This is a genomic window from Amycolatopsis sp. NPDC051903, from assembly GCF_044452505.1.
GTDB lineage: Bacteria > Actinomycetota > Actinomycetes > Mycobacteriales > Pseudonocardiaceae > Amycolatopsis.
Genome location: NZ_JBITBT010000003.1, coordinates 620,492 through 639,564 on the forward strand (window position 1 = coordinate 620,492; position 19,073 = coordinate 639,564).

Annotated in this window: 19 protein-coding genes; 9 read left to right on the forward strand and 10 right to left on the reverse strand. The window is 70.9% G+C overall.

What is annotated here, in order from left to right; all coding sequences use genetic code 11:
* Positions 1 to 64: 64 nt before the first annotated feature.
* Entirely contained in the window at positions 65 to 349 is a 285-nt protein-coding gene (locus ACIA77_RS10560) for a helix-turn-helix domain-containing protein (RefSeq protein WP_395885532.1), read from the forward strand.
* Here the strand turns inward: ACIA77_RS10560 and ACIA77_RS10565 are convergent, their stop codons facing one another.
* From ACIA77_RS10565 to ACIA77_RS10610, 10 genes are all read right to left on the reverse strand, one after another.
* Complete coding sequence (locus ACIA77_RS10565) at positions 350 to 925, reverse strand: EndoU domain-containing protein (protein WP_395885533.1); 576 nt, start codon at positions 923 to 925, stop codon at positions 350 to 352. It lies immediately after the preceding gene.
* 44 nt (positions 926 to 969) lie between these two features.
* Entirely contained in the window at positions 970 to 2,247 is a 1,278-nt protein-coding gene (locus tag ACIA77_RS10570) for a DUF6297 family protein (RefSeq protein ID WP_395885534.1), read from the reverse strand.
* 76 nt (positions 2,248 to 2,323) lie between these two features.
* Entirely contained in the window at positions 2,324 to 2,929 is a 606-nt protein-coding gene (locus ACIA77_RS10575) for an ATP-binding cassette domain-containing protein (protein WP_395885535.1), read from the reverse strand.
* On the reverse strand, positions 2,926 to 3,816 hold the full coding sequence (locus tag ACIA77_RS10580; RefSeq protein ID WP_395885536.1) for a TIGR03621 family F420-dependent LLM class oxidoreductase: 891 nt from the start codon (positions 3,814 to 3,816) through the stop codon (positions 2,926 to 2,928). The genes ACIA77_RS10575 and ACIA77_RS10580 overlap by 4 nt, the downstream gene beginning before the upstream one ends.
* Positions 3,817 to 3,927: 111 nt before the next feature.
* Positions 3,928 to 5,751 carry a phosphoenolpyruvate carboxykinase (GTP) gene (locus ACIA77_RS10585; protein WP_395885537.1) on the reverse strand — a complete coding sequence of 608 codons (1,824 nt, stop codon included), beginning with the start codon at positions 5,749 to 5,751 and terminating at the stop codon, positions 3,928 to 3,930.
* Positions 5,752 to 6,098: 347 nt separating this feature from the next.
* On the reverse strand, positions 6,099 to 6,797 hold the full coding sequence (locus ACIA77_RS10590; RefSeq protein ID WP_395885538.1) for a hypothetical protein: 699 nt from the start codon (positions 6,795 to 6,797) through the stop codon (positions 6,099 to 6,101).
* Positions 6,798 to 6,911: 114 nt separating this feature from the next.
* On the reverse strand, positions 6,912 to 8,735 hold the full coding sequence (locus tag ACIA77_RS10595; protein WP_395885539.1) for a dynamin family protein: 1,824 nt from the start codon (positions 8,733 to 8,735) through the stop codon (positions 6,912 to 6,914).
* Positions 8,732 to 9,193 carry a nucleotide exchange factor GrpE gene (gene grpE, locus ACIA77_RS10600; protein ID WP_395885540.1) on the reverse strand — a complete coding sequence of 154 codons (462 nt, stop codon included), beginning with the start codon at positions 9,191 to 9,193 and terminating at the stop codon, positions 8,732 to 8,734. The genes ACIA77_RS10595 and grpE overlap by 4 nt, the downstream gene beginning before the upstream one ends.
* 123 nt (positions 9,194 to 9,316) lie before the next feature.
* Entirely contained in the window at positions 9,317 to 9,946 is a 630-nt protein-coding gene (locus tag ACIA77_RS10605) for a hypothetical protein (RefSeq protein ID WP_395885541.1), read from the reverse strand.
* A 43-nt stretch (positions 9,947 to 9,989) separates the two neighbouring features.
* Positions 9,990 to 11,495, reverse strand: a complete 1,506-nt coding sequence (locus ACIA77_RS10610) for a dynamin family protein (RefSeq protein WP_395885649.1) — start codon at positions 11,493 to 11,495, stop codon at positions 9,990 to 9,992.
* A 209-nt stretch (positions 11,496 to 11,704) separates the two neighbouring features.
* Between ACIA77_RS10610 and ACIA77_RS10615 the strand changes: the two genes are divergently transcribed.
* From ACIA77_RS10615 to trmB, 8 genes are all read left to right on the forward strand, one after another.
* Positions 11,705 to 12,910: a sensor histidine kinase gene (locus ACIA77_RS10615; protein ID WP_395885650.1), complete on the forward strand. Its 1,206-nt coding sequence runs from the start codon at positions 11,705 to 11,707 to the stop codon at positions 12,908 to 12,910.
* Positions 12,907 to 13,563: a response regulator gene (locus ACIA77_RS10620; RefSeq protein WP_395885542.1), complete on the forward strand. Its 657-nt coding sequence runs from the start codon at positions 12,907 to 12,909 to the stop codon at positions 13,561 to 13,563. Before ACIA77_RS10615 ends, ACIA77_RS10620 begins: the two co-directional genes overlap by 4 nt.
* Positions 13,564 to 13,871: 308 nt before the next feature.
* Entirely contained in the window at positions 13,872 to 14,813 is a 942-nt protein-coding gene (locus ACIA77_RS10625; RefSeq protein WP_395885543.1) for an ABC transporter ATP-binding protein, read from the forward strand.
* Between the two features lie 38 nt (positions 14,814 to 14,851).
* Positions 14,852 to 15,601: an ABC transporter permease gene (locus ACIA77_RS10630; protein ID WP_395885544.1), complete on the forward strand. Its 750-nt coding sequence runs from the start codon at positions 14,852 to 14,854 to the stop codon at positions 15,599 to 15,601.
* Between the two features lie 166 nt (positions 15,602 to 15,767).
* A complete protein-coding gene (locus ACIA77_RS10635; RefSeq protein WP_395885545.1) occupies positions 15,768 to 16,676 on the forward strand; it encodes an ABC transporter ATP-binding protein in 909 nt (302 codons plus the stop codon).
* Positions 16,673 to 17,416, forward strand: coding sequence for a hypothetical protein (locus ACIA77_RS10640; RefSeq protein WP_395885546.1), 744 nt, complete (start codon positions 16,673 to 16,675; stop codon positions 17,414 to 17,416). Before ACIA77_RS10635 ends, ACIA77_RS10640 begins: the two co-directional genes overlap by 4 nt.
* Positions 17,417 to 17,725: 309 nt before the next feature.
* Entirely contained in the window at positions 17,726 to 18,220 is a 495-nt protein-coding gene (locus tag ACIA77_RS10645; RefSeq protein ID WP_395885547.1) for a hypothetical protein, read from the forward strand.
* A 20-nt stretch (positions 18,221 to 18,240) separates the two neighbouring features.
* Positions 18,241 to 18,948 (forward strand): tRNA (guanosine(46)-N7)-methyltransferase TrmB, encoded by a 708-nt coding sequence (gene trmB, locus ACIA77_RS10650; protein ID WP_395885548.1) that lies wholly within the window; start codon positions 18,241 to 18,243, stop codon positions 18,946 to 18,948.
* Positions 18,949 to 19,073: the final 125 nt, after the last annotated feature.

Here is a 19,073-nt window from a genome sequence, read left to right on the forward strand (position 1 = left end):
CGTCCACACCTTGTGCACAGAGTTGTCCACAGGCAGTGGACAACTTTCGACTAGACTGCCGGGCATGGTTCGCGTCCCGTTGACCGACGAAGAGCGCTCGCGCGGTGAGCGCCTCGGCTTGGCCCTGCGCGCCGCCCGCGCGGGCCGCAGCATGGTCGACGTCGCCGCCGAGGCCGGCATTTCCGTGGAAACGCTGCGCAAGATCGAAACGGGCCGGATTCCGACGCCGGCGTTCTTCACCGTCGCCGCGATCGCGGACGCGGTAGGGGTTCCGCTGAACGTTTTGCGGACCGCGTGCGAGCCGCAGCGTCCGGGGGAGCTCCCCGGGGAGCTGTCGCAGGCCAGCTGATCAGCCGCGCAGCTCCGTGAGGATGTGCTCGCGATCGTTGATGAACGCGCACGCGCGCACCGGGACGTCGAACGAGTTCAGGAGCTTTTCGAAGTCCGACAGTTCGTCGTGGTTCAACGCGACCTCACCGACGGCGATGTGGGCCGCGAGGGTGTCGACGAGTTCTTCCCACTCGCCGGACCACAGCAGGGTGCGGTAGTGGGCGAGGTCGTCCGGCGGCAGGCGGTCCGACAGCAGGGTGAGCAGGCTGTCGGAGAAGTAGCTGATGCGGTTGCCCGAGCGGTCGGCCACGGTCGGGTTCGCCGGGTCGCGCGCGGCGTCGGGGTTGCGGACCACGCCGGGACCGGCGACCGGGTATCCCGTGTGGACCATGCCGTCCGGGTCGACGAGGACGACCACTTGGACGCCGTAGCGCTCGCCGACGCAGCGCCAGCGGCCGTTGTACTGCCGGCGGCGGGGTTCGCTGGGGTCGTTGGCGACGTCCTTGATGACCGAGATGATCTTTTCGTCGCTCCAGCCGGGCGGGAATTCGCTGGTTGCCCGGCGGCCGGTGCCCGGAGCGTGCCCACCGCCCACATCAGCTCCTCTCGTCGGGGGGAGCCTAACCCGCCCAGAGCCGGTCAGCCGAGCAACGAGAGGGCCAGGATGCCGAGCACGAGCAGGTCCGGGCCCCGGAAGAGCTGGCGGGCCAGGTTCGCCGGCAGCGGACCGGCCGGGGTGTCGACGAACCCGGCGCTGCTGTAGTCGACGGGTTTGCGCGTGACCGTGCGCAACACGGACAGCACCGCGAGTGCGACGGTCACCCACGACAGCGCGGAAACCGACGTGCCGAGGGCGGCGAGCGCGGCCGCGAGCAGCGCGGACCAGACGACTGCGACGCCGGTGAGCACCACGCCGTGGGCGAGCACGAGTTCGGAGTCCGCCGAGCCGAGCCACCGGCGGCGGCCCGGGTTTCGCCACAGCACACCGAGTCCCGCGCCGAACGGGGTGAGCGCGACGTACCCGCCCAGGCCGACGAGCACGGAACCCGGCAGCGTCGGCACGGCGACGTGCCCCACCGCCACGGCGAGCGCGACGAGCAGCAGCATGCCCGCGTAACGCGAGCGCCCGGCGACGCCCGCGACGGCCAGCCGCAGCGGCGTCGGCCGGCGAAGCGACCACGAACCCGACGGCGCGGCTTCCGGCAGCATCATCATCGGGTCGAGGAACGTGACGGCGACCGACCGCAGGACCCGCGCGTTCCAGCCGTCGAGCAGTACCGCGCGACCGGCGCGGGTCGCCGGCTCACCGCCGAACGACAGCGCCACCGCGCCCAGCAGGATGCCGCCGCCCGCGTACTGCACGGCCCGCGGGTCGAGGCGCGCGGCCGCGATCGCGACCCCGAGGACGGCCAGCAGCAGAGGCCCGGCGGCGTCGACGCGCAAGGTCGTGCGCCGCGCGGTGGTGAACACGAGGACGGCGCTGCTCGCGACCAGGGCGAGCGCCGCGCGCCACAGGTCCAGCGAACTGCCGCCCACGGCGAGCATCAGCCCCGCCAGGTACCCGACGACCACCACGAACCCGGTCAGGCCGCCGGCCAACCGCGCCGCGACCACCCGCCGCCGGTCGACGCGGGCGTAGTCCATCCACGTGAGTTCCGCGGGTTCGGCCCACACGAAACCGCGCCGAAGCAGGCCGCGCCAGCCGACCGCGCAGCACAGCGTGGTGAGGCCCAGCACCGCCGGGTAGTCCACAGGGGACGGTCCGAAGAGGACCCGGTGCCACGCGTCGGTGCGGAAGAACGCGGTGAAGAGGAACCCGACGCCGAAGATGAGCACGAAGGTGGCGCTGTCGCCGCTGAAGATGCCGCCGAAGCGCTTGCGCCCGGGCACGCGCTGGCGCACGGCGAGGGTCACCACGGCGCGACCTCCCAGCCGCCCACCGGCCGAAAACCGGTGCGGCGAAGGGAAAGCCGGCCCGCGGCCGGACGGCGGGTCACCACAGTTCGAGGACGCTGTCGGCCGCGTCGAGGAGCGGGGGGTGGTGCGTGGCGACCACGACGGCGGCCCCGGCGGACGTGGAGCGGGCGATGAGGTCGACGAGCCAGTCCTTGCCCGCGGTGTCGAGGGCGCGTTCGGGTTCGTCGAGGAGCAGGACCTTGTGCGGGCGGGCCGTGACGCCGAGCAGCAGCAGCCGACGGCGCTGGCCGGCGGAGAAGTGGCCGGCGGTGACGCGCGCGCGGTCCGCGAGGCCGGCGTCGGCGAGCAGCTGTTCGAAGTCGCCGAGGTCCTCGTCGAAGGAGCCGGCCAGCAGCTCCAGGTGCTGCACCGGCGTGAGTTCGGCGAAGAAGTCGGAGTCGTCGAAGAGCACGGACACCTTGCGGCGGAAGGCGACGCTGCGCTCGTCGGGCTTGTCGCCGTCGATGCGGACGCGGCCGCGCTGGGGTTCCTGCATGCCGTAGAGGCAACGGAGCAGGGTGGACTTGCCGACGCCGTTCGGGCCGACCAGCACGGCGCACTCGCCCGGGTCGACGGAGAAGTCGAGGTCGTCCAGCAGCCACAGGTCGCCGGCTTTGACGCCGAGGCCGCGCGCGTCGATCATCGGCCGCGGAGGAGTTCGACGACGGGGGCCAGCGCTTCCAAGTTGGACTCCAGGATCGTGTAGTACGAGATGCCGAACCGCGTCCGGTGGGCCACGAGCTGCTCGGCGATCTCCGCCGGGGTGCCGATCAACGCCGTCGGGGCCGCGGCCAGTTCGTCGACGGAAAGGGCGCCCTGAACCAGCTCGTGCAGCTCGGCCAGCCCGCGCGAGCGGTCATCGGTCACGTTCACGAAGTGGCACAGCAGGTTGAACTCCACGGACCGGTCACCGACCAAGCCCGCGGCGAAGCGCGTGCGTTCGAAGATCTCGTCCGGCGAAGCGGGCGCGAGCAGCGCACCGTCGGGCACGCGGGCGGTACCGGTGAACGCGATGACGTCGGCGTGCTCCGCCGCCAGCGTCAGCATCCGGTTGCCGCGGCCGCCGATCATGAGCGGCGGCACGCCCGAAACCGGCCGGGGTTCGTACGCCGGGTCCGCGTACAGCCGGCGCAGCTCCTTCACGGTGCGTTCGAGGTGGTCGACGCGCTCCCGCCCGGACGGGAAGCCCAGGCCGGCGGCCTCGAACTCCGCCTTCACGTAGCCCGCGCCGAGCCCCAGCTCGAGCCGCCCGGACACGAACTGGTCGGTGCCCGCGACGTCACGCGCGAGCAGCGCCGGGGTGTAGAACGGCGCGTTGAGGACAAAAGTGTTCAGCCGCACCCGCTCCGTGACCGCGCCGGCGAGCACGAGCGCCGGGAACGGCGGCGCCATGCCGAGGTGGTCGGCCACGCTCAGCACGTCGTAACCGAGCTCTTCCACGCGACGGCACTTGGCCACCCACTCCTCGCGAGTGCCCGGCAGCACGAGGTTCACGCCGAAGCGGAACGGCTTCTCCCCAGGGAACGACATGCCCTCACGCTACCGGCCGGGTCCGACGATCTTCGGGCCGCCGCAGCACGAAGGGGACGTTCGGGCCACAGCGGCACGAACGTCCCCTTCGGACAGACTCGGGCGGCGGGCTCAGCTCAGGCGCTGCGCCAGGGCGTCCAGCTCGTCGCGCAGCGACGACGGGACGTGGTCACCGATCTTGTCGAACCACTCCTGGATCAGCGGCAGCTCTTCGCGCCACTCCTCGGCGTTGACCTGCAGCGCGGCCTGGATGTCCTCAGCCGGCTCGGTCAGGCCCTCGGTGTCGAGGTCCTCGGCGCGCGGCACGAAGCCGATCGGCGTCTCGACCGCGTTGCCGCGACCCTCCACCCGCTCGATGACCCACTTCAGCACGCGCGAGTTCTCGCCGAAGCCCGGCCACAGGAAGCGGCCGTCGTCGCCGCGGCGGAACCAGTTGACGTAGAAGATCTTCGGCAGCTTGTTCGCGTCGGCGTTCTTGCCCAGCGTCAGCCAGTGCTTGAAGTAGTCACCGGCGTGGTAGCCGAGGAACGGCAGCATCGCCATCGGGTCGCGGCGCACGTTGCCCACCGCGCCGGCCGCGGCAGCCGTGGTCTCCGACGACATCGTGGCGCCCATGAACACGCCGTGCTGCCAGTCGCGGGCCTCGTTGACCAGCGGCACCGTGGTCTTGCGGCGGCCGCCGAACAGGATCGCCGAGATCGGCACGCCCTTCGGGTCGTCCCACTCCGGCGCGAGGATCGGGCACTGCGACATCGGCGTGCAGTAGCGCGAGTTCGGGTGGGCGGCCTTCTCCGCGGAGTCCGGCGTCCAGTCCTGGTGCTTCCACGACGTGGCGTGCTCGGGCGTGTTCTCCATGCCCTCCCACCAGATGTCACCGTCGTCGGTCAGCGCGACGTTGGTGAACACGGTGTTGCCCTTTTCGATGGTGCGCATCGCGTTCGGGTTGGTGTGCCAGTCGGTGCCCGGCGCGACGCCGAAGAAGCCGAACTCGGGGTTCACGGCGTAGAGGCGGCCGTCTTCACCGAAGCGCATCCACGCGATGTCGTCGCCAAGGGTCTCGGCGCGCCAGCCCGGGATGGTCGGCTGCAGCATCGCGAGGTTGGTCTTGCCGCAGGCGCTCGGGAACGCCGCCGCGACGTAGTGGACCTTCTCCTCGGGCGAGATCAGCTTGAGGATCAGCATGTGCTCGGCGAGCCAGCCCTCGTCGCGCGCCATGACCGATGCGATGCGCAGCGAGTAGCACTTCTTGCCCAGCAAGGAGTTACCGCCGTAACCCGAGCCGTAGCTCCAGATCGCGCGCTCCTCGGGGAAGTGCGAGATGTACTTGGTTTCGTTGCAGGGCCAGGCGACGTCCTGCTGACCCGGCTCGAGCGGCGCGCCCACGGAGTGCAGCGCCGGTACGAACTCGCGCTCGGTGCCGTCGGCCGCGACGAACTTGTCCATCGCCGCCTTGCCCGCGCGGGTCATCACGCGCATCGACGCGACGACGTACGCGAAGTCGGTGATCTCCAGGCCCAGCTTGGGGTTCTCGTCACCGAGGGGACCCATGCAGAACGGGATCACGTACATCGTGCGGCCGCGCATGCACCCGCGGTACAGCTCGGTCATCGTGGCCTTCATCTCGGCGGGCGCGACCCAGTTGTTCGTCGGGCCGGCGTCCTGCTCACGCTCGGAACAGATGAAGGTGCGGTCCTCGACGCGAGCGACGTCGCCCGGGTCGGAAGTGGCCCAGTAGGAGTTCGGCTTCGCCTTCAGCTTCACGAAGGTGCCGGCCTCGACCAGTTCGTCGTTGATCCTGGCGGCCTCTTCGTCGGACCCGTCGACCCACACCACGCGGTCCGGGGTGGTCAGTTCGGCGACCTCCCGGACCCAGGACAGCACGCCACTGTGCGTCGTCGGCGCTTTGTCCAGTCCGGGGATGGCGACTGCGGTCATCTCTACTCCTGACTTCCGACGACAAATAAGCCCACACGCCGGACCGCGGTGTCCGGGTGCGGGCCTCGTTGCCGGCGACCGAATGGCTTCGCACACCGGCGGCGGACCGGTGTGCGGGTTTTTGGGATTCCCCGACTGTAGCCGGATGACCGGCAGGTAACCGAGAGCTGACCTGTCGGTTCTCTCACAAGAACGATAAGGGGATCGATTCAGTTGTCACCGGATCGGTCCATTGCCGGAAATCCTTTCGAGGCCGGGTACACATTTCGGACGTTGATCACAGCCCCGGGGAAACGACAACGGGCCCGGCGTGCGCCGGGCCCGTTGTGATGTGAGTTACAAGTGAGTCAGTTGGGACTGATCCATTGTCCGGTTCCGGAGTCGATCTTCGCGACGCCGGACAGCAGCTGCGTCCCGTCTCCGCCCCAGGCCGCGTCGCTCGCCGGGTCGGGAGCGCGGACGCCGCTGCCGGCACCGTCGGTTTCGGTCCACTCGCCGTGGCCGGTGTGCTCGTAGGTGGTGGTGCTGCCGTCGGCGCCGATCTCCACCGCGACGTCGGCCTCGCCGTCTCCGTCGGTGTCGGTGAGCGCGAGGGTGCCACCGTCCTTGGTCTCCACGACCGCGGTGTCGTTGTGCCCGTCGTGGTCGGTGTCGATCGTGGCGGCGCCGGCGTCGACCTCACCGTCGGGGAGGTCGGCGTGGATGTGGCCGCCTGCGGAGTCGTCCTGGGAGTGGGAGTCGGTGCCGCCGGGGTGGCCCGCGCCGGATTCGACCCACGCGCCGGTCGCCTCGTCGTAAACAGCCTGGTCGACGACGTGGCCCGAAGCGTCCAGCACGGCGTAGTGGTCGGCGACACCGTCACCGTCCGTGTCCATGAACGCCTGACCGCTGCCGTCGTCGTGCTCGACGATGGCCGTGTCGTTGACACCGTCCTGGTCGGTGTCGTAGTTGACCTCAGCCTGGTAGTCCTGGCCCTCGACGTGGACCGTCATGGCCTCGGGTCCGCCGGCGTCGGTCTCGGTGCCGCCACTCTCGTCGACCCACATGGGAAAAGCCCCCTTTAAGGACCGGTACCACCGGCTGCGTCGTGCTGTCGATCGGTATGACTCACGTTAGGCCGGTTCGGTTCCCGTCCACAAGCTGATCACCGACCGCACTCGTCACCGGTCACGCAGCGTCCGGATGCGCCCGAGCAGCGATTCGGCGCGCGCGTGGCCGTCGGTGACGTCCTTGAGGTGCTTCGAGACGATCGCGATGTTCTTCGCCCGCTCTTGCGCGCCCATCTTGATCGTGCGGTCGACGTCCTTGAGCTCGGCTTCGATCGCCTCGATGCGGCGGCTCAGCGCGTCGTCGAGCGCCATCGACAGCTGCTGTTCGGCCTCGATGAGCTGCTCGGCCACGAGCTGGTCGAGCGTGGAGCGCGCGTCGGCGATCGCCTCGACCAGCCACTGCTTCATGTGCTGCTTGTCGGACGCGTGCTTGCGGGTGCGCGCCATCCACCAACCGGCGCCGAGGCCGATGACGATCGTCGCGGGCAGCACGACCGGGTTCAGGATCGCGACGCCGGCCAGGGGGAGCGCGGCGATCTTGCCCGCGCCGACGCCACCCGAGATGCCCATGAACACGAGCAGCTTGTCCTCGGCCGTCGGCGGTTTCTTGTCCGGCGGCCGCAGCACGACGGGCGGCCCGCCGGCCCGCGCGAACTGGGCGCGGATCACGTCGAGCTCCTCACGCGAGAACAGCTCGGCCAGCGCCACGTTCGTCACGTGGTTCAGCCGCTGCGACAGCAGCATCGAGATCCGCTGCGACGTCGTCTGCAACGCGATGTCCACCTGCTGCGGCAGCGCCGCCAGCTGGTCGCGCTTCGCCGCGTCGATGAGCTGGCGGAAGTGCGTCTGCGCGTCACGCATTTCGCGGCTGCTCTCGTGGCCCACCTCCACGCGCGTGCGCTGGATCTCGCCGCGCAGCTTGAGCTGCCAGCCGCGGGTGGACGTGCGGCGCTCGGCCTGCAGGTGATCGCGGCGCTCGCGCAGCTGCTCGGCTTCGGCCTCGCCCGCCGACAACGCGCGGCTCTCGGCCTGCAGCTTCGCCTTGATCCCGCCGAGCGCGGTCGACAGCGCGCGCAGCGTGTTGGCCTCAGCCAGCATCAGCGAGCGGCCGACCAGCATCTCCTGCAGCGCGACCTGCACCGCCGCGATCCCCGATTTCTCCCGGAGCATCGCCGCGACCTGCTCATTCGGCGCTTTCGCGGCCGTCTCGAAGACCCGCGCCGACACGGGGTGGAACACCGCGTCGGCGAAGCGCGGCGCGTGCTGGGCCAGCAGCTGCCGGTCGGCTTCGAGGATCTCGCGCCAGCCGCGGAACGCGTCGGTCTTGGCCAGCACGAACAGCACCGTCTCGACTCGGTCGGCAACGTCGCGCAGGAACTGCAGCTCGGTGGACGTGAACGGCGCCGACGCGTCGAGCACGAACAGCAGCGCCGTAGCGCTCGCCGCGGCTTCGCGGGCCAGCTCGCCGTGGAGCGAATCGAGACCGCCGACGCCCGGGGTGTCGACGAGCGTCACCCGCTCCAGCAGCGGCACCGGGCCGGCGACCTCGACGTAGCGCGGCGGGAGCTGGCCCGGCGGCAGCTCGTGCGCGGCCGACACCCAGTCGACCAGCCGGCCGAGCTCGATCGGCACGGGCGCGAGCTGGCTCGGGTAGCACGCCTGCGCGCCCCACTGCTCGGCGTGCTCGAAGACGAGGTACGTGGCCGTGGCGACGTCGGCGTCCACAGGGGACAGTCCCGGGGTCGCGAGCAGCGCGTTGACCAGGGAGCTCTTGCCGCGGTTGGTCTCGCCGACCACCACGACCGACGGTTTGGCCGGCCGCGCGCGGCGCTGGTCCTCGACCCACTTGGCGGCTTGCGGGTCGTTGTCCCGCACGACGGTGAGCAGCTGCTCGCGCGCGGCCTGGACCTGGGCGGAAAGGCTCGGTGCGGTCACGACACTCGTTTCGCGTAGACGGTGACGATTGGCGCGCGCAGCAGCCGGTCGTGATCGGCGAACCCGATCACCTCGGTCTCGCAGACCACGCCGTCGAGCGCCGGGTCGTCGGTCGCGACGGCTCCGCCGGCCTCGTGGACCGCCGGGTCGAAGCGCTGGCCGTCGGGGCGCACCGCGGTCACGCCGATGCCGGCCAGGCCATGTTCGAGCCGCTCGACCACCCCGCCGCTGCGGGCGCGGTCCAGGGCGTAGAGGCAGAGCTGGATGAGCGCCTCGCGGTCGGCCAGCGCGCGCTCGAGATCACCAGGGGCAGCTACGACGTCCACACCGGTGTTCGACGCCGGGTGATCATCGCCGGTTCCCGCGTTGTCCGCACCGGCGACGATCCGCGCGATCTCCGCGGCGGCGATCTGCCCGGTCGCGTCGGCGTCCGCGGTCCGGTGGCGGAACCACGCCACGCGCCTCACCCCCTGCCCGTTCCGCGTCCAGTCTGGGGCACGCCACCGCGCGTGGGAGCCGGAACACCCCGAACCGGACTCGGGCGGGTGGTCTGAGACCCAGGAGCAAACGCTTGCGCAAGCTCAGGCGAGCTCGCGGATCACCGACCGCATCGCCTGTTCCAGGGCCGGGACGTCCTCGGCGAAGCGGGACGACACGAGGATCTGGTCTTCGGCCGTGGGCAGCCAGACGCGGCCGGCCACGGAGATCTCGATGACGGACAGCCGGAAGGGGCGAGCACGGCGACCGAGGCGCACTTCGGTTTCGCGCACGAGCTGGCCCAGGCGGTCGCCGGCCACGATCTGGCGGCGGTAGAAGCCCGGGGCGGCGCCGACGGCGGCGCGGACGACCGGGCGGCGAGCCTCGGCGAAGTGGCGGGCGGCGGCCGGGGTGAAGTGCTGGATGGCGAGGTCGATCGCGGAGCCGTCGCCGGGCGCGGGGCGGCCGAAGCGGCTGCGCGGGGCGCGGACACCCGATTCGCCGCGGATGCGGAGGAACGCGAGGAGGTCGGTCCACCAATCGGCCCACTGCGCCTGCACGGCCGCGCGGTCGATCGCGGGTGGCACGCGCACCGGCACGGCGGGCTCGACGGGCGGCAGCACCTGGCCCTCCGCGACGGACAGCGCCAGCACGTCCCGGAGGTAGAGCGCGAAGTCGATCTCCTGCTCGCTCCCCCAGGACGCCCGCCACGAGGTGGTGTTCTCCAGCCGCACGAAATCCACCCTACGCGTGCGCGGCGGCGCCCCGCGGGGTTTCTCAGGGCTCGCGGATCTGTTGCCAGATCAGGAAATAGGCGCGGTGCACGACGTGGGCCACCCGGCTCTGCGCCGGCGTCGCGCCGAACGAGGCGAACGAGCGCCACCAGCCGGCGCGCTCCAGCGCGTGGGCCGCGAGTTCGGGCCGCGCGGCGCCGGGCAGGCCGAGCTGCGCGCCGAGGTTCGCGTTGCTGCCGACGCGCAGCACCTCTTCGGCCAGGTCTTCGGGCAGGTCGACGGCGCCGGACGCCACGAGCGTCAACGCTTCCAGCAGCCGCAGCTGGTGCGCTTCCGGCTTGGCGAGCAGCACTTCGATGGCGTCGTGGACGCGCTGGCGCTCGGCCGGATCACCCGACGCGTGAGCGAGCGCGGTCACCGACGCGAGCGCCGCCGCGGCCTTGATCCCGTCGGCGCGCGCGGCGAAGACGATCGCCAGCCGCTGGCGCACCGCGTCGAGACCCGACGCGTCGAGCAGCACCCGCCGCAGCGCGCCCGCGGTGATCGCGGGTTCGGCGCGGATCGCGTCGACGGCGCGGCGGACGCCGTACAGGTCGAGCTTCTCCAGCAGCCGCAGCCGCACGCCCGCGGGCACTTCGCAGTCCCAGCTGGTGAAGATGTCGGCCGAGATGAGCATGGTCTCGAGCACGTCGTCGTCGAGATCGGCGAGCTGGTGCAGCACCTCGGCGTCGGCCGCGGTGAAGCCACCCGATTCGGCCGACTCGGCGATCAGGCCGATCACGGGCAGCACATCGGCGACGCGCGGTTTGAGCGTGCTCGCCTGCTTCTCCGCGAGCAGCTTCGCGGCCTGCCAGACGTCCCCGCCGGAACCCTCGACGGTCTCCGCGACGATCGTGTCCGCCTTGTTCAGCACGGCGATCGCGTTGACCGGTCCGGCCTCGCGGCTCGCGGTGGCGGCGGTGAACGCGGCGAGCGCCTGTTGATCGTCGGCGCGCACGCCCTGCGTCACGACGTACAGCACGGCCTCCGCGCCGGCGACGGCGTTGCGCGAGGTGTCGTCGAGTTCGTCCGAACCACCCGCCGCCGCGTCCTTCGCCGCCCCCAGCAGCTCCTCGGTCCGCGACACCGACGCGGCGTCGAGCGAGCCCAGCCCCGGGGTGTCGATCACCGTCATGCCCTGCAGCACCGCGTTGGTCAGGTACGCCTCGAGGTGCGAGACCTTCGCGGTGTCCACGCCCAGCTCGGCCGGGATCGACCCGTCGGCCGCGAAGGGCAGCACCTGCTTCGTGCCGTCGAGGAACACCACCTCGACCCGGTCGACCGTGCCGTACTGGAAACGCGTGACGAGCCGGGTGCACTCGCCCACGTCCGTGGGCGCGACCCGGCGCCCGATCAGCGCGTTGACCAGCGTGGACTTGCCCGATTTGATCCGCCCGGCCACGGCCACCTGCAGCGGCGCGCCCAGCCGGCGCACGACCTCGCCGAACCCGGCGGCGGTGCGCGGGGAGACCTGGGAGGTCAGCCGGTGGCACAGGTTGGCCACCGACATCGACAGCGGGCCCGCGAGGCGCCCCTGCTCCGCCGCTGCCGTCACGGCCCCGGCCCCCTCTCGTCCGCACGTGCCCGCCGGGAAATCGTGCCATGCCGCTTCGCCGGAAGTGCGACCGACAGTGCTACCCGAGGATGACGCGGCGCCCCCGACCGGCGACTTAACCTGAACGGGTGCGACGGCTGAGTCTCTGGATGCGTGCCCACCCCATGGCGGGCGACACGTTGCTCGCCGTGCTCCTGCTGATCATCGACGTGCTGCTGTTCGTCGGCGGCACGGTCGGCACCGAGGGCGCGCACCCGCCGCCGTGGTTCGTGAGCATCCCGGTCGACGTCGCCATGGTCGCGCCACTCGTGATCCGGCGGAAGAAACCGCTGCTGGCGGCGTACTTGGTCCTGCTGATCGCCATCCCGCACGCCGCGCTCTCGCTCGGCTTCTCGTCGCTCGCCGCGCTCGCCATGAGCCTGTACTCGGTCCTGGTCTACAGCGGTCGCAAGCAGGGCCTGGTCTACGTCGGCGCGCTCGCCGTGATCACCGCCATCCAGGTGCTCACCGACCATTCGACGCCGTGGCTGGGCAACATCATCTTCAGCGCCTTCGGCATCGCGCTGTGCTGGACGCTCGGCGAGTTCGTCGGCGCGCGGCGCGCGTACCAGCTGGAGGTCGAGGCGCGCCTGCACCTGCTGGAGACCGAACGGGACCAGGCCACGCGCATCGCCGTGGCCGAGGAACGCGGCCGCATCGCGCGCGAGCTGCACGACGTCGTCGCCCACTCGGTGAGCGTGATGGTGGTCCAGGCCGACGGCGCCGCGCTCGCCCTGCCCACCAACCCCGAGCTGGCCGGCCGCGCGTTGCAGACCATCTCCGAGACCGGCCGCGGCGCGCTCGGCGAGCTGCGCCGGCTGCTCGAGGTGCTGCGCGGCGACCACGACAGCACCGAACCCCGCGTGCCGCAGCCCGACGCGAACGCGCTGGCCGAGCTCGCCGACCGCATGCGCGGCGCGGGCGTGCCGGTGGAGCTGGAGGTCGACGACAGCCTCGCCGACCTGCCCGCGGGAGTCTCGCTCGGGATCTACCGCATCGTGCAGGAATCGCTCACGAACACGCTCAAGCACGCCGGCGCGGGCGCCCGCGCGGAGGTGCGCGTCCGCCGCATCGGCGACAGCAAGAAGGGCGACACCGTGGAGGTGCTCGTCCGTGACGACGGCGCCGGCCGAGCTCGGCAGCTGGAGCAGGTGACGGTCGGCGCGGGCGGGCCACCGAAGCGGGTGCCGCGGCTGCAGGTCGCGGGCGGCAACGGGCTGATCGGCATGCGGGAACGCGCGAACGTGTACGGCGGAACGCTGGAGGTCGGACCGGCCCCGGCCGGTGGGTGGCAGGTGCGGGCGGTGCTGCCCGTTAGGTTGGCTCCGTGATCCGAGTGGTGGTCGTGGACGACCAGGAACTGATGCGCGTCGGCTTCCGGATGGTGCTGGGCGCCCAGCCCGACCTCGACGTGGTGGGCGAGGCCGGCGACGGCGCGCAGGCCGTGAAAATGGCCGCCGAGCTGCGGCCCGACGTGGTGCTGATGGACGTGCGCATGCCGGTGCTCGACGGCGTCGAAGCGACGAAGCAGATCGTGGCGGCCGGCACCGCGCGCGTGCTGGTGATGACGACCTTCGACCTCGACGAGTACGTGTACTCCGCGCTGCAGGGCGGCGCGTCGGGCTTCCTGCTCAAGGACACCCCGCCCGACCACCTGGTCTCCGCGCTGCGTTCGGTCGCGTCCGGCGACGCCGTGGTGTCGCCCTCGGTCACGCGCCGCCTGCTCGACCGCTTCGTCGGCGCCGGCGGTTCGCCGGTCCGCGACGCGAGTGAGCTCGACGTGCTCACCGACCGCGAGCGCGAGGTCCTCGTGCTCATCGCGAAGGGCATGTCGAACCTCGAGATCGCCGAGACGCTGTTCCTCTCCGAAGCGACGGTGAAGACCCACGTCGGGCGCATCCTCTCGAAGCTCGACCTGCGCGACCGCGTGCAGGCGGTCGTCCTCGCGTATGAGACGGGGCTGGCCCGCCCCGGCCTCGGCTGAGGTTCCCCCTCCCTCGCCGGAGTGATCCACTTCGGACTCCGGGCCCGGATCTCAGGGTCGGCTCAGGGGCTTCACCGATCGCGCATCCACCGAAGAGGCGGTTGGGTACTACTCAGGTCGGGTGACGAGTTCGACCCTCAGGATGACGCGGAGACCGGCCCGGCTCAGTCACGATATGGCGGGTAAGCGGCACAGAGCCGACCGCGCTGGTCGTTACCAATCCGACCACAGACGGTCGCCGGACGCGGTGATGTCCGGTTGGGTGTCCGCCTACTTTTGGTCGGATTGGTAAGGAGAGGGAGCAGGGGATGATCGAGGCATCAGGTCTCACCAAGCGTTACGGGAACACGCTGGCGGTGAACAACCTGTCGTTCAGCGTGGCCGCGGGGAAGGTCACCGGCTTCCTGGGCCCGAACGGCGCCGGCAAGTCCACGACCATGCGCATGATCCTGGGGCTCGACAACCCCACGGCAGGCCAGGTCCGCATCGGGGGCAAGCTCTACCACGAGCTGAAGGACCCGCTGCGCACCGTCGGCGCGCTGCTCGACGCGAAGTGGGTGCACCCCAACCGCTCGGCCCGCGCGCACCTGACGTGGATGGCGAAGTCCAACCGGATCCCGGCGTCGCGGGTGGACGAAGTGCTCGACGTCGTCGGCCTCACCACCGTCGCCAACAAGCGCGCAGGTGGCTTCTCGCTCGGCATGTCGCAGCGGCTGGGGATCGCGGGCGCGCTGCTGGGGGACCCGGAGGTGCTGCTGTTCGACGAGCCGGTGAACGGTCTGGACCCGGAGGGCATCCTCTGGATCCGCAAGTTCATGCACCGGCTCGCCGACGACGGCCGCACGGTTTTCGTGTCGAGCCACCTGCTCTCGGAGATGGCGCTGACCGCGAGCGAGCTCGTGGTGATCGGCAAGGGGCAGCTGATCGCGCAGTCGTCCACGGAGGAGTTCGTGTCCCGCGCGTCGGAGAACACCGTGAAGGTGCGCTCGCCGCAGCTGCCGGCCCTGCGCGACCAGCTGGTGCGCGCCAGCGCCCACGTGACCGACTCCGGCGAAGCGCTCATCGTGTCCGGGATGGACAGTGCCAAGATCGGGGAGATCGCGGCTTCCGCGAGCATCGTGCTCCACGAGCTGAGCCCGCAGACCGGTTCGCTCGAGCAGGCGTTCATGCAGATCACCGGCGACTCCGTCGAGTACCACACCGGGCTCGAGGCCGAGGCGCAGCAAGCCCTCCAGCCCACCGCCCGCTGACCACACGAGCGCCACCAGGATTCCGGGGAAAGAAAATCATGACTCTGCTCGCGGTAGAACGCATCAAGCTCTTCACCACCCGCTCGCCGTGGTGGTGCGCCCTCATCGCCATCGTCCTCACGGCCGGCTTCGCCGCGCTCGTGGCGGGCGCGGCGCCGAGCGAGGCGCAGATCGACGTCGCCACCACCCAGTTCGGCTACCAGTTCGGCGTCGCCGTGATCATGGTGCTCGCGGCGCTGTCGGTGACCACCGAGTACCGCTTCGGCACCATCCGCACCACGTTCCAGGCTGTGCCGAACCGCGGTTCGGTGCTCGTCGCCAAGGCCGTCGTCGTCGGCCTGATGGCCCTGGTGATCGGCGAGATCGGCGCGTTCGCGGCCTGGGCGCTCGGCTACGCCATCCGCCCGTCGGACGCGATGGCGCTCGACACCTCGGCCGAGTGGCTCAACGTCGCCGGCGTCGGCGTGATCTTCGCCTTCGCCGCGGTGATCGCGGTGGCCATCGGGATCCTGATCCGGCACAGCGCCGGTGCGATCGCGCTGCTGCTGATCTACTCGCTGGCCGTCGAGAACCTCGTGCAGCTGATCCCGACCGTCGGCCCGAAGATCCACAAGTGGATGCCGTTCAACGTGGCCGACAAGTTCCTGCACGGCTCCGGCGCGGCGCAGGCCGGCCCGCCGCCGTCCGACGCGGTGCTCTCGCAAGGCTGGTCGATCGTGTACTTCGCCGGCATCGCGATCGTGCTGCTGGCCGTCGCCATCGGGGTCGCGAAGAAGCGCGACGCCTGAGTAAGACCCACTCAGTAAGACCCACTCATTAAGACCCACAGGGGAGTTCGAGCGGTTCCGTCGGGGGATGCGAACCGGCCGAACAGGGGAAAAAGGGGAATAGAGGAAGATCCGGGTCGCCTTTCGGGGGGCGGCCCGGATCTTATCGTCTCGGTAGAGTTCCCGCGTGCTGGAGACGAAGGGGCTCACGAAGTCCTACGGCGACACCGTCGCGGTCGACGACCTGACGTTCACCGCCCGAGCCGGTCGCGTCACGGGGTTCCTCGGCCCGAACGGCGCGGGCAAGTCCACGACGATGCGGCTGCTGCTGGGCCTGGACAAGCCCACCGCGGGTACCGCGCACATCGACGGACGGCCGTACCGGCAGCTGACTGATCCACTCCGGACGGTCGGGGCGCTGCTCGACGCGACGTGGCGCCACCCGGGCCGCAGCGCGCGTTCGCACCTGCGGTTCCTCGCGGCCACCAACGGCCTGCCGGATCGGCGCGCGGACGAGGTCCTCGACTACGTGGGGCTGAGTTCGGTGGCGAAGAAGCGCGCGGGCCAGTTCTCCCTCGGCATGCTGCAGCGCCTCGGCATCGCGACGGCCCTGCTGGGTGACCCGAAGGTGCTGCTGTTCGACGAACCGGTCAACGGCCTCGACCCCGAGGGCGTGCTGTGGATCCGGCAGCTGATGCACGCGCTCGCCGCCGAGGGCCGCACGGTGTTCGTGTCGAGCCACCTGCTGCCGGAGATGGAGCAGACGGCGCAGGACCTCGTGGTGATCGGCCGGGGGAGGCTCAGCTACTCCGGGACCATGGCCGACTTCCTCCAGCGCGCCGGCTCCCGCGGGGTGCGGGTGCGCACGCCGCAGGCCGAAGCCCTGCGCGCCGCGTTGACCGAGCGCGGCCTCGCGTTCACCGACGACGGCGACGCCCTGATCGTGTCCGAAGTGGACAGCGACACCCTCGGTGACCTCGCCTTCACCGCCGGTGCGACCCTGCACGAGCTGAGCCCGCTCGCCGGCTCGCTGGAGCAGGCGTACCTGGAGCTGACGGGCGAGACGGCCGAGTTCACGAGCGGAGGTGCCCGGTGAACGTTCTGCGGGCCGAGCGGATCAAGCTCTTCAGCACGCGCGCACCGTGGTGGTGCGGCGCCCTGTCGGTGCTCGCGCCGATCGGCTTCACGGCGCTGTTCTTCCTGCTGGCCGGTCCCGAGATCACGGCGACCGTCGGCAACACCCAGCTCGCCACCGGCAACGGCCGCACGGTCGCGCTGGTGCTGGCCGTGCTCGCCGCGACGTCCGACGCGAACTGGGGCACGCTGCGGCTGACGTTCCAGGCCGTGCCGACGCGGGTGCCCGCGCTGCTCGCCAAGGGCGCGGTGGTCTTCGTGGTGTGCGCCGTGCTCGGGCTGCTCGCGGGTGTCGGCTCGTGGGGCGTCGCGACGCTCGTGAGCCCGGACGCGGACCTGTCGCTGCACTCGGGCGCAGACTGGCGCGTGGTGCTCGGGCAGACGGTGACGTTCGCGCTCACCGGCTTGCTCGGCGTCGGGGTCGGCCTGCTGCTGCGGAGCACGGCGCTCGCGCTGGCGCTCGTGCTCGTGTGGACGCAGCTCGTCGAAGGGCTGGTGCTGCTGATCCCGGACGTCGGCCCGGCCGTGTACCCGTGGCTGCCGTTCTTCGCGGCCGGGCAGTTCGCGGGTGGGGATTTCACGCGGACCGCACTGCACGTGACGCCGGCTTTCGGCCCCTGGGGCTATCTCGGGTATTTCGGTGGAATTTGTGTCGCGTTCTTCATCGCCGGCGTGCTCTCCGCGGACCGCCGCGACGCGTGAGCCGAAGCACATTCCCGTTAATCTGCACGTGCAGATCGGGTGTACCCGAGGCAAACGGATTAAGTCGGCGTTAAGACCTTGTGGCTTCTCTCACAGCGAGCGGACATACTGGCAAAGTCACCAGGATATTCGAGATCAAGAGCGTGCTTCACCGCCTCAGCTCCCCGGAGGTGAACCTTGACGGTGGAAGCTGATCACGGGCTGTTGAGCCCGATTCCTACCGCCCGCAACGAAGCGGAACCGAGCAAATTCAGCGAAGCGGCATCGCGAAGTGTCACCGAAGCGGCACCCCAGCCGCGGCTGGAACCGATGCTGGACCTGGAGTGGTCACAAGCGATCGAGTTGCCGCGTTTCGCACTGCCCGCGCTGCGGCCGGGTGATCTGCGCCAGGCGTGGATCCACCGCGCGTCGGAGGACCTCGTGCTGTCGCTGTACCGCCGGGCCAGTGGCCTCCACGGCCCGCTGCCCGCGCCGTGGTGGCTGCGAGCCGTCGCGAACGGCCGGCTCGAATCGCGCGAGCTCGGTTTCCGCATCGAGGACCGCATCCAGCAGTTGCTGGCTCGCCGCCCTGGCTGGGAGTTCGTGCCCTGGGCCGCCGACGGCGAATCCGGGTACTGGGAGTTCATGCCGTCCGAACGCGGCAAGTCGGGTCACTCGATCCCGACCACCGTGCTGAACACCGACCGCCACCCCGGCTGGATCGACGTGCTGCCCGCCCACACGAGCACCACGCCGCAGCCGATCGCGGTGTCCGGCCTCGCCGGTCTGCGCTCCCGCCTCGGGGAGTTCGAAGCCGTCCGCTGACCTGCCCGTATCTTGTCCGGGTGGAGAACGAGGACCAGCCACGGCTGCGCAGCGTGGTCAGTTATGTCAAACGCGGCGGACGGATGACCGTCGGCCAGCAGCGGGCCTGGGACGAACACTGGCCGCGGCTGGGCCGCACGGTCACCGACCTGCCGCCGGGCCCCGTCGACTTCGCCGGGTGGTTCGGCCGCGAAGCACCGGTGCTGCTGGAGATCGGTTCCGGCATGGGCGAAACGACGTCACAGCTCGCGGCGGCCGCCCCGGACCTCAACTACGTGGCCGCCGAGGTCTACGACCCGGGGCTGGGCCAGCTGATGCTGCGCGCGGAGAAGCTCGGCGTCGAGAACCTGCGGCTGCTGCACGGTGACGCGGTGATCCTGCTGACCGAGCACGTCGCACCCGGCGCGCTCGCGGGTGTGCGGCTGTTCTTCCCGGACCCGTGGCCGAAGAAGCGCCACCACAAGCGGCGGATCGTGCAGCCGGATTTCGTCGCGCTCGTCGCGTCGCGGCTGCAACCCGGCGGCACCTTCCACCTGGCGACCGACTGGGAGAACTACGCCGAGCAGATGCTCGAGGTGTGTTCGGCCGAACCCGCATTGCGCAACCGCTACGCGGCCGAACCGGGCGGCTGGGCCCCGCGGCCCGAATGGCGGCCGAGGACGAAGTTCGAACAGCGCGCCGACGTGGAAGGGCGCGTCTCCCACGACCTCATTTTCGAGAAGCGCTGATAAATTGTCATAACTTTTTGGTCGGCACCGGTAAGAGGGGCGGGGGGGGGGGGGGGGGGCCCCCCCCCCCCCCCCGCACCAGTGGATCACCCCCCCCGAAAAAGCGACACACACCCCCCGAAGGT

Excerpts from the sequence above, each read along its gene's own strand:
- ACIA77_RS10560 (WP_395885532.1), top strand. The coding sequence starts at position 65 with ATGGTTCGCGTCCCGTTGACCGACGAAGAGCGCTCGCGCGGTGAGCGC.
- ACIA77_RS10575 (WP_395885535.1), bottom strand. The coding sequence starts at position 2,929 with ATGATCGACGCGCGCGGCCTCGGCGTCAAAGCCGGCGACCTGTGGCTG.
- ACIA77_RS10580 (WP_395885536.1), bottom strand. The coding sequence starts at position 3,816 with ATGTCGTTCCCTGGGGAGAAGCCGTTCCGCTTCGGCGTGAACCTCGTG.
- ACIA77_RS10585 (WP_395885537.1), bottom strand. The coding sequence starts at position 5,751 with ATGACCGCAGTCGCCATCCCCGGACTGGACAAAGCGCCGACGACGCAC.
- ACIA77_RS10590 (WP_395885538.1), bottom strand. The coding sequence starts at position 6,797 with ATGTGGGTCGACGAGAGTGGCGGCACCGAGACCGACGCCGGCGGACCC.
- ACIA77_RS10610 (WP_395885649.1), bottom strand. The coding sequence starts at position 11,495 with ATGTCGGTGGCCAACCTGTGCCACCGGCTGACCTCCCAGGTCTCCCCG.
- ACIA77_RS10615 (WP_395885650.1), top strand. The coding sequence starts at position 11,705 with ATGGCGGGCGACACGTTGCTCGCCGTGCTCCTGCTGATCATCGACGTG.
- ACIA77_RS10625 (WP_395885543.1), top strand. The coding sequence starts at position 13,872 with ATGATCGAGGCATCAGGTCTCACCAAGCGTTACGGGAACACGCTGGCG.
- ACIA77_RS10630 (WP_395885544.1), top strand. The coding sequence starts at position 14,852 with ATGACTCTGCTCGCGGTAGAACGCATCAAGCTCTTCACCACCCGCTCG.
- ACIA77_RS10645 (WP_395885547.1), top strand. The coding sequence starts at position 17,726 with ATGCTGGACCTGGAGTGGTCACAAGCGATCGAGTTGCCGCGTTTCGCA.